Annotated in this window: 9 protein-coding genes; 6 read left to right on the top strand and 3 right to left on the bottom strand. The window is 64.8% G+C overall.

Annotated elements, in window-relative coordinates; genetic code table 11:
• Positions 1-110 precede the first annotated feature (110 nt).
• On the bottom strand, positions 111-887 hold the full coding sequence (locus ACVCNR_RS02415) for a DsbA family protein (protein ID WP_354192268.1): 777 nt from the start codon (positions 885-887) through the stop codon (positions 111-113).
• A gap of 42 nt (positions 888-929) precedes the next feature.
• Positions 930-2,324 carry a M48 family metalloprotease gene (locus tag ACVCNR_RS02410; protein WP_435521518.1) on the bottom strand — a complete coding sequence of 465 codons (1,395 nt, stop codon included), beginning with the start codon at positions 2,322-2,324 and terminating at the stop codon, positions 930-932.
• Between the two features lie 147 nt (positions 2,325-2,471).
• Between ACVCNR_RS02410 and ACVCNR_RS02405 the strand changes: the two genes are divergently transcribed.
• Positions 2,472-3,620 (top strand): pyridoxal phosphate-dependent aminotransferase, encoded by a 1,149-nt coding sequence (locus tag ACVCNR_RS02405; RefSeq protein WP_447073705.1) that lies wholly within the window; start codon positions 2,472-2,474, stop codon positions 3,618-3,620.
• Complete coding sequence (locus ACVCNR_RS02400; RefSeq protein WP_435521519.1) at positions 3,617-4,561, top strand: glutaminase; 945 nt, start codon at positions 3,617-3,619, stop codon at positions 4,559-4,561. The genes ACVCNR_RS02405 and ACVCNR_RS02400 overlap by 4 nt, the downstream gene beginning before the upstream one ends.
• A gap of 81 nt (positions 4,562-4,642) precedes the next feature.
• Here the strand turns inward: ACVCNR_RS02400 and ACVCNR_RS02395 are convergent, their stop codons facing one another.
• A complete protein-coding gene (locus ACVCNR_RS02395; RefSeq protein WP_447073704.1) occupies positions 4,643-7,561 on the bottom strand; it encodes an Rne/Rng family ribonuclease in 2,919 nt (972 codons plus the stop codon).
• 611 nt (positions 7,562-8,172) lie between these two features.
• On the opposite strand from ACVCNR_RS02395, the gene ACVCNR_RS02390 reads away from it, so the two are divergent.
• The 4 genes from ACVCNR_RS02390 (at position 8,173) to ACVCNR_RS02375 (ending at position 14,142) form a co-directional block, all read left to right on the top strand.
• Positions 8,173-9,438, top strand: coding sequence for an N-acetylmuramoyl-L-alanine amidase (locus ACVCNR_RS02390; protein WP_354192275.1), 1,266 nt, complete (start codon positions 8,173-8,175; stop codon positions 9,436-9,438).
• A gap of 199 nt (positions 9,439-9,637) precedes the next feature.
• On the top strand, positions 9,638-12,094 hold the full coding sequence (locus ACVCNR_RS02385; protein ID WP_354192276.1) for a penicillin-binding protein 1A: 2,457 nt from the start codon (positions 9,638-9,640) through the stop codon (positions 12,092-12,094).
• Between the two features lie 134 nt (positions 12,095-12,228).
• Positions 12,229-13,360 (top strand): peptide chain release factor 2 gene (gene prfB / locus ACVCNR_RS02380; RefSeq protein ID WP_354192277.1). Its coding sequence is split into 2 segments (ribosomal slippage): positions 12,229-12,294 and positions 12,296-13,360, totalling 1,131 coding nucleotides; the frame shifts between segments, so codons are not numbered across the junction.
• Between the two features lie 131 nt (positions 13,361-13,491).
• Complete coding sequence (locus ACVCNR_RS02375; RefSeq protein WP_447073702.1) at positions 13,492-14,142, top strand: YiaD family glycine zipper/OmpA-like lipoprotein; 651 nt, start codon at positions 13,492-13,494, stop codon at positions 14,140-14,142.
• Positions 14,143-14,361 lie beyond the last annotated feature (219 nt).

The following is a 14,361-nucleotide window of genomic DNA, read 5'->3' as shown; positions in this document are numbered from 1 at the left end:
ATCACCCACGCCGGACCTTCTATAATGCGCTTAAACCGGTGCGAAAAGAGCGCAAGCCGCTTCTTTGCCTGTCCACAGCAGGCTCTGTCCGCAAAAGTCCCGTTCCGGGGTCAGAGCGCTTCCTTGGCGGCGGCGATCTTCTCGGCCAGCACTTCCTTGCCAAGCGCGCCGTAGATCACTTCCTCGCCCACCACATAGGAGGGCGTGCCGCTGACGGAGAGCTTGGTGGCCAGCTCGTAGGTCGCCGAAAGCGCCTGCGGAATGGAGGGATCCTTCATCTTGGCGCGCAGTTCGGCCTCGTCGGCACCTAGCGACAGCGCGACCTTGATGGCCTCCTCTTCCGTGGCGCGGCCTTCGCCGCTCATCAGGGCGCGGTGGAAATCGCCATATTTTTCCGGCTGCATGAGGTGGAAGGCCATGGAAACGATGCTGGCCTTCTGCGAGTCCGCGCTCAGGATCGGGAATTCCTTGAGCACGAAGCGCAGGTCGGGATCTTCCTTGGTCAGCGCTTCCATGTCGTCCATGGCGCGTTTGCAGTAGCCGCAATTGTAGTCGTAGAACTCGACGATGGTGACCTTGCCGTCCGGGTTGCCGACGACGCCGTCGAAGCTGGAATTGAAGATGGCGTCCTTGTTCTGTTTGATGGTGTCGAGATGGGCGAGGCGCTGCTGCTCCTGCTGCTTCGTCTCCAGCGCTTCCTGTGCTTCAAGCAGGACTTCCGGGTTGGCCAGCAGATAGTCGCGCACGATCTTCTCGACGGTCGCGCGATCCAGCGTTTCGGCATGGGCGGCGGGCGCGACGTCAAGGCCGCGATTGCCGGCCATGTAGCCGGTTGCAAGCAACGCAAGGCCCAGGGCCGTGGCGCCGAGCAGGCCTGTTCTCTTCATGGGGATCGTCCTTTCTGGTGCGCGGCGTGGCGCGGCATGGCGTTACTTGCGGGCAGACTTGCCCTGGTTGATGATGTCCTGCGCGCGCAGCCAGGCCGGGGAACCGGGCTTCAGCCGTGTCTGGGCACGGGCGGCGAACACGGCCGCGTCCCGATAGGCGCCGGAATAGTAGTGGCCCTCGGCCGTGGCAAGCTCGGCTTCCGCGACATTGCCGAGCATGCCCTGCGCCTGCGCGAGATAGCGATAGGCGGAGATGTTCTCGCGGTCGCGCTCCAGCCCCTTGTTGATCTGCGCCACGGCCTGCTTCACGGCATCGGGCGTGCCGATAGCCAGCAGCGCCTGCCCCTGCATGACCGGCAGCAGGCCGGACTTGGCCGGATCGAGCTGGATCGCCTTGCCATAGGCGGCGGCGGCTTCCTTCGGCCTGCCGGTCTTCATCAGGATATCGCCGCGCAACTCGTGGAAATAGGGATTGCCGGGCTGGGCCTTGACCAGCGCATCCGCCTTGCTCTGGGCGGAACGCAGGTTGCCATAGAGATAGGTGACCTGCGCGTCGCCATATTTGGCGGCCATAGTGCCGGGATTCTTGGCGATCATGCGCGAGGCCGCCGCCTGGCCCTGGGTGTAGGCCGCGATCTTGAAGCGCATCATGTCATGGCGCTGCTGCAAGGCGGCCGAATCGGCCTTGCCGTAATTCGGGCTGCGTTCGATCAGCGTTTGCAGGTTGGAGATGCGGTCCTGCGGCATGGGGTGGCTGACGCGATAGGGATCGACCCTTGCTCCCGACAGCGACAACGCGCTCTGGAAGCGCTTGAAGGTGGCGAGCATGCCCCTGCCGGACTGGCCGGTCGCATCGAGATAGGTGATGGCGGAGCGGTCGGCGGCCATTTCCTCGCCGCGCTGGTAGGACAACAGGCTGCGGCGCGCCACTTCGCTACCGCCGGTGGCAAGGCCGATGCCAGCGCCCGCCAGGCCGCGATTGTCCGAAGCGCCGCCGGCAACGATGGCGCCGGCGCCCAGGAGGCCGGCGATGATGGCCATGGTCTTGGCCCGTTCGAGCTGGTCGCGCAGCCTTTGCTGGTGGCCGCCGGCCAGATGCCCCGCTTCATGGGCGATGACGCCGATGATTTCGTTGGGCGTTTCGGCCTGCATCAGCGCGCCGGTGTTGATGAACATGCGCCGCCCGGCCACGAAGGCGTTGAAGCTCTTGTCGTTGACCAGAACGATCTGGATGCCGGCCTTGGAAAGCCCCGCGGCCTTGAAGATCGGCCGCGAATAGTCGCGCACCAGCGCCTCGATCTCGGCATCGCGGACGACCGGAACGCCCTGGGCAAAGCTCTGCGCAGTGGTCGAAGCCAGCATGGCGACGCCAAGCGTCATCGTGGCCAGCGCCTTGCCGGCCCGGACAAAAGGCCGGACGTTAATGGGCAGGTTCATCATTTCCGCTCCACTGGTAGCTGAGCCTTCGTGCGATGAAAAGGCGCCGCCGTAAAGTTCATGAACTTGTGATCCCCACAGCAATCGGGCAATTGTGCGGCGCTGCCTGCCGACCGGCGGGCCGGAACGGAACGAGGATTGGTACCAATGAATGTGTCGTCGTCGCGTCGCGGAGCGGTCGAGCCGTTCCATGCCATGGACGTTCTGGCCGGGGCGAACCGGCTGATAGCGCAGGGCATCGACGTCGTTTCGATGGCGGTCGGGCAGCCGTCCGATCCGGCTCCCGCCGCGGTTCGGCGCGCTGCCGCCGAGGCGCTGGAGCGCGGACGCATCGGCTATACGGATGCGCTCGGCCTGATGAGCTTGCGCGAAGCCATCGCGCGCCACTACGCGGAACACTATGACGTCGAGGTGTCGCCGGCCCGGATCGCTGTGACGACGGGGTCGTCGGCCGCCTTCAACCTCGCTTTCCTTGCCATGTTCGATGCCGGCGACCGCGTGGCGATCGCCGCGCCCGGCTATCCGGCCTATCGCAACATCATGGCGGCGCTTGGCATCGAGGTGGTCGAGATCGAACTGGACGGCGCTCCCTATCTGGACGCTGCCCATCTTCGAACGGCTCATGCGCAAAAGCCGCTCAAGGGCGTGCTGTTCGCCAGCCCGGCCAATCCTACCGGGGCCGTGATTCCCGAGCGCGAACTGGGCGAACTCGTCGCAACGGCCCGCGAGCTCGGCATCACCGTGATTTCCGACGAGATCTACCATCGGCTGGCCTATGGGGCGCCGGACAGGACCGCGCTTGCCTATGGCGGCGAGGTCACGGTCATCAATTCCTTCTCCAAATATTATTGCATGACCGGATGGCGCATCGGCTGGATGGTGCTTCCCGAAGAACTGGTGCGCCCGGTGGAGCGCATCGCCCAGAGCCTCTATATTTCTGCGCCGGAATTGTCGCAGATCGCGGCCATCGAGGCGTTTTCGGCCACCGAAGAGCTGGAGGCCGTCAAGGCGCGCTATGCGCAGAACCGTGAGCTGTTGATGCGCCGCCTGCCGGAACTCGGCTTTCCGCTGGCCGCGCCGATGGACGGGGCCTTCTACGCCTTCTGCGACGTCAGCCGCCACACAAACGACAGCATGGCGTTTGCCGGGCGCATGCTGGCTGAGGCGCATGTGGCGGCCACGCCGGGCAAGGATTTCGACCCGCAGCAGGGCCATCGCTACATCCGCTTTTCCTATGCCGGCAGCCATGCCGACATGATCGAGGCGCTGGCCCGCCTTGAGCGCTGGCTGAAATGACGGGGAGGCAGGGCGTGCCGGATCTTCAGGGCGTTCTGGATGAAATCGCCGCGGAAATGTCGGTGCGCACGGATCGCGGAGAGGTGGCCGCCTATATTCCGCAGCTCGCCAGGATCGATCCGGCCAAGTTCGGCATCGCGGTCGCGCTTGTCGACGGCCGGGTGTTGACGGCGGGGGATGCCGAGGAAAGCTTCTCGATCCAGAGCGTTTCCAAGGTGTTCACGCTCACGCTGGCGCTTGGCAAGGTGGGCGATGCGCTGTGGCGCAGGGTCGGGCGGGAACCCTCCGGCAATCCGTTCAATTCGATCGTGCAGCTCGAGCACGAAGCCGGCGTGCCGCGCAATCCCTTCATCAATCCGGGTGCCATCGTCGTCGCCGACATGTTGCTGGCCGGCCATCAGCCGCGCGAGGCCATCGGCGAAATCCTGCGCTTCGTCCAGTTCCTCGCCGACGATGACGGCATCGTCATCGACCATCAGGTGGCGGCATCGGAACGCGCCACCGGCTATCGCAATGTCGCGCTGGCCAACTACATGAAGTCGTTCGGCAATCTCGATCACGCGCCGGAACTGGCGCTGGGCGTCTATTTCCACCATTGCGCCATCGCCATGAACTGCCGGCAGCTTGCACTTGCCGGGCGCTTCCTTGCCGACCGGGGCCGTGGCGCCGGCGGCCATTCGGTCGTCTCGGCGGAGCGGGCGCGGCGCATCAGCGCCCTGATGCTGACCTGCGGCCACTATGACGGTTCAGGCGACTTTGCCTTCCGCGTCGGCATTCCGGCCAAGAGCGGCGTGGGCGGCGGCATCCTGGGCACGGTGCCGGGCGTCGGCTCGGTTGCGGTCTGGTCGCCGGGCCTCAATGCACACGGCAATTCGCGGCTGGGCACACTGGCATTGGAAAAGCTGGCGCGGGCGATGAACTGGTCGGTGTTCGGCGCCTGACTGCTTTCGAACGGCTCTTTAAGACAAAAAGCCCGGCTGGAAAGGACCATCCGGGCTTTTTTTCTCAATGGAAGTCAGAGTTTAAAAGAAACTCTTGCGCTGCCACCAGCCGCCGCGCTTCGGCTTTTCTTCCGCCGGGGCGGCATCCTCATTGGCAACGACGGACGAGACGACCGGTTCGGCCGGCACCTCGGCTGCGGCTACCTTGCGGCGGCTGCGGGTCGGCTTTGCCGGGGCTTCGGCGGGCTCTGCGTCCGCGGCGCCGTTCGGCAAGGGCGCATCCGCGGCAGCTTCGGCCTTGGCGGCGGGTTCTGCCGGGACGGGCGCGTCGGCTGCTTCCGCCGGGGCCTCGTCAGCCTTGGCCTTCTTGGTGCGGGTGGTACGGCGTGCACGCTTCGGCTTTTCCGCCGGAGCCTCTTCGGCCGGCGCGGGAGCTTCCTCTGCTTCGGCAACGGCTTCCGCTGGCGCTTCGCGTGCCGGGGCCTCGGCCACTTCCGGCTGGGTATCGGCGACAACCTCTTCCGTCACAGCGACCGCTTCTACTGCCTCGGCGGTCTCGCCGTCGGCCTGGGCGTCTTCGCCATTGCGGCTGCGGCGACCGCCACGCTTGCCGCGACGGCGCTTCTTGGACTGGGCATCGTCCGCCTTGGCCGCCACCGCCTCGCTTTCGGAGATGGCATCCTCCTCGTCGTCGTCGCTTCCGGTTTCGTCCGCGTCTTCCGACAGGCTGTCGGCGCCGGCTTCATGGGTCTGTTCGCCATGCTCGCGATCACGCCCGCCACGACGACGGCGGCGACGGCGGCGCTTGCGGTCGCGCTGGCTTTCGCCCTGGGCCTCGTCGCCTTGGGCGACGACGGCTTCCTCGACGTCCTCCTCTTCGACGATGATCTCGTCTTCGGCCTCGTCGTCATCGGCAAAGCCGGTCTGCGGCCGGATCTCGACAAAACCTTCCGGCTTTTCGGCGATCGCGCCGCGCGAGATGACATAGTGCTGCGAGGCGGTGCTTTCATCGGCCTCGACGGTAACCAGCACGCCGAAACGCTTCTCCAGCTCGATCAGCGTGCTGCGCTTGTGATTGAGCACATAGAGCGCCGTGGTGGCCGGGGTGCGCACGGTGATGTGGTGGCGTGAATCCTTGAGCAGGAATTCCTCGATGGCGCGAACCACCATCAGCGCAACGGAGGAATCCGAACGGACATGGCCGGTGCCGCCGCAGTGCGGGCAGGGCTTCATCGTCGATTCCAGAACGCTGGCGCGGATGCGCTGGCGCGACATTTCCAGGAGGCCGAAATGCGAGATGCGGCCGACCTGAATGCGGGCGCGGTCGTTCTTGAGATGCTCCTTGAGCCGCTTTTCGACGGCGCGGTTGTTGCGGCTCTCCTCCATGTCGATGAAGTCGATGACGATCAGGCCGGCCAGGTCGCGCAGGCGCAACTGGCGGGCGATCTCCTCGGCCGCTTCCAGATTGGTGTGCAGCGCCGTCTCCTCGATGGAGTGCTCCTTGGTGGAGCGGCCCGAGTTGACGTCGATGGAAACCAGCGCCTCGGTCTGGTTGATGATCAGGTAGCCGCCGCTCTTGAGCGTCACCTGCGGCTGCACCATGCGGTCGAGCTGACCCTCGATGCCGGAGCGTACGAAGATCGGCGTGGTGTCGCGGTAGGGCTGGACGACCTTGGCATGGCTGGGCATCAGCATGCGCATGAAGTCCTTCGCCTCGCGATAGCCCTCCTCGCCGGCGACCAGCACCTCGTTGATGTCCTTGTTGTAGAGGTCGCGCACCGAACGCTTGATGAGCGAGCCTTCCTCGTAGACGAGGGCAGGGGCCGTGGACTGGAGCGTCAGGTTGCGGACATTTTCCCACATCCGCATCAGATATTCGTAGTCGCGCTTGATCTCGGCCTTGGTGCGGCTTTCGCCGGCCGTGCGCAGGATGACGCCCATGCCTTCCGGCACCTCGAGATCGGTCATGATCTCCTTCAGGCGCTTGCGGTCCTGGGCATTGGTGATCTTGCGGGAAATGCCGCCGCCGCGTGCGGTGTTGGGCATCAGCACCGAATAGCGGCCGGCCAGCGACAGATAGGTGGTGAGAGCCGCGCCCTTGTTGCCGCGCTCTTCCTTGACCACCTGGACCAGCAGAATCTGGCGGCGCTTGATGACTTCCTGGATCTTGTACTGGCGGCGCGGCGGCTTGCGGCGGTTGCGGGCCTCTTCCAGCGCGTCTTCGGCGCCGACCGATTCGACCTCATGGTCGTCGCCATTGGAGGAAGCCACTTCCTCGACGGTGCCGCGGTCGCCGTTTTCATGCTCGGCCTCGGGCGCGGCGTCCTGCTCGGCAACCGGCTCCGATATCACGTCGGTTTCGATGGCGGCCGCGATGGAGGAAGGCTTGTCGCCGGAAGCTTCGGTTTCCTCGCCGGATTCCGCCTCGTCGGCTGCCTCTTGCGCTTCACCGGCCTCGGCTTCGCCCTGCGCATCTTCCTCGGCCTGGTCGGCCAGATCCGTCAGCTCGACGGAAACGGAAGCTTCTTCCTCGGTGCCAATGGTGTCATCGGCTTCGGTTTCGTCAGCGTTTTCGTTGCTGGCGGCTTCGACGCGATTCGTTTCCTCGCCATGGTCGCGGGCCTTGCTGCCGCGCCGGCGGTTGCGCCGGGAGCGGTCGCGCTCCTTGCGTTCCTCGCCGCCATGGTCCTCGTCGTGATCGGCCTGGGCGTCCTCGGCCTCGGCGGCCAGCAGCGCCTGCCGGTCGGCGACGGGAATCTGGTAGTAATCGGGATGGATTTCGGAAAAGGCGAGGAAGCCGTGACGGTTTCCGCCATATTCGACAAAGGCCGCCTGAAGCGAAGGTTCGACCCGCGTCACGCGGGCGAGATAGATATTTCCTTTGAGCTGCTTCTTGTCCTGGGATTCGAAATCGAATTCTTCAATGCGGTTACCGCGAACGACGACGACCCGCGTTTCCTCCGGGTGGGAGGCATCTATAAGCATCTTGTTGTTGGGCATTACTGCGTTTCCTCCCGGCAGCCGCCCGCGCCGGGCAGCCGGGCCATGCCCGCCGCTGCCGGTTCGAATGGGTAAGGGTGCCGGATAATTGTATGTCCCTGTGCTGTCCTCGAAGCGCAATGGCGGAACCGCCCGCTGCCGTTATGGCGCGGTGGGGTGCGGACCTTTCCATGATGGCGCTCGAAGGCATTTTGAGCCAGTGGACCTCTTGAACCAAAGCCCGGAAACCGGACCAGCTTGTTTGCTCTTGACCAGAGCCGGCCGGGCAGACCCGAGCCGTTTTCCTGAACGCAGACAACTCCCCGCCACGGGTTCATGCCTGCGAAAACCTTTTGTGACCAACCGCGAACCCATCGTCTCCGCGCGGAGGCTGCCGACTTTCGCCGTAATGCAGCGCGCTACGATAGGACGGTTCCGAGATTGCGGTAGTCCACCGCTGCTTTTAAGATTTGGCGAGGTGGAAGGCAACCCTGTTTTCGGATGCCGGCAAATAGGCCTTACGTCGGGTAAGGTCGCTTCTGAAAAGGCTTGGTTAACCTTCTCTGGCTACGAACTGTTAATCGAATTGCGTCGTATCGGCGCCACGATCAACGACAGGCAAAGCCGCCGCAATGGAAGCCACGCGTTACGATATAGGGTCGAATGCGCCAGCCGGCAAGGTGGCGGGCCTGTGCCGCCGCTTTGGCGCCGCCCTCATGCTGCTGGTGTTCCTCGCCGGACTGCAATGCCTGCTGCCGGCGCCGGTGCTTGCCGCCGATGGCCTCACGGCGACGGAATACAAGATGGCCGGCGACGCGACGCGCATGCGCATCGTGCTCAATTTCGACGGCGAGCCGTCGCCGCACTGGTTTCTGCTGCGTGCGCCGCACCGGCTGGTCATCGACCTGCCTTCGACCGAGATGAAGATCGCCACCGCCGACCTCAAGGCGAGGGGGCTGGTGGCGGGCGTGCGCTACGGCAAGACGGGCGAGGGCAATTCCCGCCTGGTCATTTCCGGCAAGGGGCCCTTCCTCGTCGACCGGCTCGACGTGCTCGAGAACGAGGACGGCGCAGGCCATCGTCTCGCGGTGGAAATTTCGGCGGCATCCGACCGTCAGTTCGAGGAAGCCCTTGCCGAACAGGCCCTGACAACCGCCTCGACGGTGGCGGGCGACAAGGGCGACCGCAGGGCCAAAACACCGCTGCGCCGGTTCACCGTCGTGCTCGACCCCGGTCACGGCGGCGTCGATGGCGGTGCGGAAGGCATCAGCGGCACGCAGGAGAAAGAGGTTACGCTGGCCTTTGCGCGTGAACTCAAGGCGAAGCTCGACGCCACCCGCAAATATGACGTCATGCTGACGCGCGACAGCGACGTCTTCCTCAGGCTGGACGAGCGGGTACGCATCGCGCGCCAGAACGAGGCAGATCTGTTCATCTCCATCCATGCCGATACGATCCGGCTGAAGGGCATTCGCGGCGCCACCGTCTATACCGTGTCCGACAAGGCCTCGGACGCCGAGGCGCAGGCCTTGGCCGAGCGCGAGAACCTTGCGGACCAGTTGGGCGGCATCGAGGTGAAGGTGGACAGCCCCGAGGTGGCCGACATCCTCTTCGATCTCATCCGCCGCGAGACCCATTCCTTCTCGATGAGCTTCGCCAATACGCTGGTGGGGGAACTGTCCACCACCGTCGGCCTGATCAACAATCCGCACCGCTTCGCCGGCTTCAAGGTCCTGCGCGCGCCCGACGTTCCCTCGGTTCTGGTGGAGCTCGGCTACCTCTCCAACCCGGAAGACGAGGCGCAGCTCATCAACCCGGAATGGCGCGACAAGGCAGCCTCCAGCATCATCAACGCCATTGCCGCCTTCGCTTCGGCCAAGGCGGCGGCGGGCGGCTGATGCCGGTTTCCGTTGCAAGGCGGCGTTGCAAGCGCACAACACAGTGCGATATTGTGGGCCTCTTCGAGAATCGAGTTTGCCCGTTGCCGCATTTTACCCACATCAGGGCGACAATGGTTCCCGATCTAGGACCTCCCAGGAGCCTTGCGCGCACCGTCGCGCCCATTGGGGAGGCGGCGGACTCTCGGACGGAGCGGGCATGATTCGGCTTATCGGCTATTTTTTCGGCATCGGCACAGCGCTTGCCCTGCTGGTTGCGGGCGCCGTGGCCCTTTATGTCGGGAATCTGGCGAAGGACCTGCCCGACTATGAGGTTCTGGCCAAGTACGAGCCGCCGGTGACGACGCGAATCCACGCCTCGGACGGCTCGCTGATGGCCGAATATGCGCATGAGCGGCGCCTTTACCTGCCGATCCAGGCCGTTCCGGACCGCGTCAAGGCCGCCTTCCTGTCGGCCGAGGACAAGAATTTCTACAATCACCCGGGCATCGACCCGACCGGCTTGGCCCGCGCCGTCGTTACCAATTTCCAGAACATGGGCTCGGGCCGCCGCCAGGTCGGCGCCTCGACCATTACCCAGCAGGTGGCGAAGAACTTCCTGCTCACCTCGGACCAGACCTACGAACGCAAGATCAAGGAAATGATCCTGTCGTTCCGCATCGAGCAGGCCTATCCGAAGGACCGCATCCTCGAACTCTATCTCAACGAGATCTTCTTCGGCCTCGGCGCCTATGGCGTGGCGGGCGCGGCGCTGACCTATTTCGACAAGTCGGTGAGCGAGCTGACCACGTCGGAAGCCGCCTATCTGGCGGCACTGCCCAAGGGGCCGTCCAACTATCATCCGTTCCGCCACACGGACCGGGCCATCGAGCGCCGCAACTGGGTGATCGACCAGATGGCCGAGAACAACTACATCTCGCGCGACGAGGCCGCCAAGGCCAAGGCTGAGGGGCTTGGCGTCAAGCCGCGCCGCAACGGCACCTATCTGTTCGCCGGCGAGTATTTCACCGAGGAAGTGCGCCGCGAGATCATCGCCCGCTACGGCCAGACCGCGCTCTACGAGGGCGGGCTTTCGGTGCGCACCACGCTCGACCCCGAGTTGCAGCGCGTCGCCCGCAAGGCGATGCAGACCGGCCTCATCAAATACGACACGCTGCGCGGCTATCGCGGGCCGGTAACGACCATCGACGTTTCCGGCGACTGGGGCGTGCCGCTGGGCGAGGTCAAGAACCTGGACGATGTTCCCGAGTGGACCCCGGCCGTGGTGCTGGAAAGCTCCGATTCCGGCCTGCGCATCGGCCTGAAGCCGGCGCGGCAGGTCTCCGGCGATCTGGTCAAGGAGCGTGTGGAGGCCACGGTCAGCAAGGAAGACATGTCGTTTGCCATGCGCCATGTCGTCGACGGCAAGCTCGTCAAGGCGAAGTCGCCGGCCGATGTGCTGAAGCCGGGCGACGTCATCTTCGTCGAAAAGCGCGAGGATTCCGAGAACGCCTACAGGCTGCGCCAGTTGCCCGAGGTCAGCGGCGGCATGATCGCCATGGACCCCCATACGGGCCGTGTGCTGGCCATGGTGGGCGGATTCTCCTACGCCCAGTCCGAGTTCAACCGCGCCACCCAGGCGATGCGCCAGCCCGGTTCCTCGTTCAAGCCGATCGTCTACGCGGCGGCGCTCGACAATGGCTATACGCCGGCTTCCGTGATCATGGACGGCCCCATCACCATCCAGAGCGGCAACACCACCTGGACGCCGAAGAACTATGACGGCCGCGCCGCCGGCCCGTCCACGCTGCGCTCCGGCATCGAGCGCTCGCGCAACCTGATGACGGTGCGGCTGGCCAACGACATGGGCATGAAGCTGGTGGCCGAATATGCCGAACGCTTCGGCGTCTACGACAAGCTGGCGCCCTATCTGCCGATGTCGCTTGGTTCGGGCGAGACGACGGTGATGCGCATGGTGTCCGCCTATGCGATCATGGCCAATGGCGGCCGCTCGATCAAACCGTCGCTCATCGACCGCATCCAGGACCGTTACGGCAAGACCGTGTTCCGCCATGACGATCGCGGTTGCGAAGGGTGCAATGCCAGCGAATGGCAGGACCAGCCCGAGCCCGAGCTGATCGACAATGCCGAGCAGGTGCTCGACCCGATGACCGCCTACCAGATCACCTCGATGATGGTGGGCACGGTGCAGCGCGGCACCGCCGCCACGGTCGCCGAGCTCGGCCGCCACATCGCCGGCAAGACCGGTACCACCAATGACGAGAAGGACGCCTGGTTCATCGGCTATACGCCGAACCTGGTTGTCGGCCTCTATATGGGCTTCGACAAGCCCAAGAGCCTTGGCCGCGGCACCACCGGCGGCGGTCTTGCCGCCCCGGTCTTCAAGGACTTCATGCGCGTGGCGCTGGAAGGCACGCCCAATGTCGACTTCAAGGTGCCGGACGGCATGAACCTCGTCTCCATCGACCGCAAGACCGGCATGCAGGCCAACCCTGGCCAGCCGGGCACGATCGTCGAGGCTTTCAAGCCCGGCACCGGCCCCGCCGATTCCTACTGGGTCATCGGCATGGGCGAGGACGGCTCGAACGGCTATGGGGAGGCACTGTCGCCGCAGGCCAACCAGGCCATCCAGTCCGGCGGCGGCGGCCTTTACTGACCGGCATCCCGGCAGCATCATACGGTTGGGCAGGCCATGCGCCTGCCCATTTCGCTTTACAGGCGTGGCCCTGCTGCCTATGTATCGCGCCAACCAATCAAATCACCGCAACAGCCAAGGGAACAGCGCCCGCCATGCGCGCCGAAACGCAGAACATCGTCGACGAAATCAAGCAGGCCATAAGCCTGCTGAGGAGGCATCTTTGACTGGGATCAGGCCCTGAAACGACTGGAGTACCTGAATGTCCTGGCGGAAGATTCCAGTCTCTGGAACGATCCGCAGGAAGCCCAGAAACTGATGCGCGAGCGCCAGAGCCTCGAGGACGGCATCGGCGCGGTGAAAAGCCTGACCCAGGCGCTCGAAGACAATCTCGAACTCATCGCCATGGGTGAGGAAGAGGGTGACGACAGCATCGTCACGGAGGCGGAGGACGCCCTGCGTTCCATGCGCGGCGAGGTCAAGGCCAGGCAGGTCGAGACCCTGCTTTCGGGCGAGGCGGACACCAACGACACCTATCTGGAAATCCATGCCGGCGCGGGCGGCACCGAGAGCCAGGACTGGGCCTCGATGCTGCTGCGCATGTACACGCGCTGGGCGGAGCGCCGCCGTTTCAAGGTCGAGGTGCTGGAAGTCCACGAAGGCGAAGAGGCCGGCATCAAGTCCGCCACCGTGCTGATCAAGGGTCATAATGCCTATGGCTGGATGAAGACGGAATCGGGCGTGCACCGTCTCGTGCGCATCTCGCCCTATGACAGCAACGCGCGCCGCCACACCTCCTTCGCCAGCGTATGGGTCTATCCGGTGATCGACGATTCGATCGTCATCGAGATTCCGGAATCGGAAGTGCGCATCGACACTTATCGCTCGTCCGGTTCAGGCGGCCAGCACGTCAACACCACCGATTCGGCGGTGCGCATCACCCATATCCCGACCGGCATTGCGGTTGCCTGCCAGGCGGAACGCTCGCAGCACAAGAACCGCGCCAAGGCGTGGGAGATGCTGCGCTCGCGCCTTTACGAGGAAGAGCTGAAGAAGCGCGAGGCCGCGGCCAATGCGACCGAATCCTCCAAGAGCGACATCGGCTGGGGCCATCAAATCCGCTCCTACGTGCTGCAGCCCTACCAGCTTGTGAAGGACCTGCGCACCGGGGTGGAATCGACCAGCCCTTCGGACGTGCTGGACGGCGATCTGGACGAGTTCATGGAAGCGTCCCTGTCGCACCGCATCAGCGGCAGCGAGGGGGCGGTGGTGGCCGATCTGGACTGAGTGGATGGCGGCCCGGGTGGCCGCCGTTTTTGTCCGGGGAGGTTCCGTATTTCGCCGTATTTTGTGTTAGAAGGGGCCGGAAGGGGTCAAGAGGCGCTTCGCGCGTCGCAGCTTATGAGGGACAAATCCTGATGAAGACCAGAACCGTGATCGCCATGGCCGTCGTTGGCGCGCTTGCAGCAGCCTGCACGACGGATTCTTATACCGGCCAGCAGAAAATCTCCAACACGGCCGGCGGCGCGGGCATCGGTGCTTTGGCGGGTGCGGCACTCGGCACTTTGGCCGGCGGTGACGACCGCCGCAATGCGCTGATCGGCGCGGGCGTGGGTGCGCTCGCCGGTGGCCTGGTCGGCGCCAAGATGGACCAGAACGAGGCCGAGCTGCGGGCCCAGTTGCAGGGCACGGGCGTCAGCGTCACCCGCGTCGGCGACCAGATCATGCTCAACATGCCGTCCGACATCACCTTCGGTGTCGACCAGGACGCGGTGCGCGCCGACTTCTATCCGGTGCTGAACTCCGTGGCGCTGGTGCTGCGCAAGTACAACCAGACGCTGGTCGATGTTTACGGCCACACCGATTCGACGGGCAGCGACCAGCATAATTTCGACCTGTCGCAGCGCCGTGCGCTGTCGGTGGCAAACTATCTGGCCGGGCAGGGCGTCGACCAGCGCCGCTTCGCCGTCAGCGGCTTCGGCAAGACCCGGCCGATCGCCAGCAACGCGACCGCCGATGGCCGCGCCCAGAACCGCCGTGTCGAAATCCAGCTTTCGCCGCTCACCTGATCGCGGCACCGGAACCGGCAGTAAAAATGGGCGGGTTTCCCCGCCCTTTTTTGTTGCCTGGTCGGGTGGATTCGACCGCGCGCTGGATGTGCCTTCGCTTTTGGTTTTTACGGAAACGGCCCCCATCCTTATCCTCTGCCCGCAAGCGGGAAGAGGAAGGCATCAGCGTCGTGCCACTCTCCTCTCCATGAACGGGAAGGAGGTCCCGGCTGGAGAATG

This window comes from Aquamicrobium terrae (assembly GCF_052978165.1).
The sequence above is the reverse complement of the archived record's forward strand: the minus strand, read 5'-3'. Positions and strand labels throughout refer to the sequence as shown.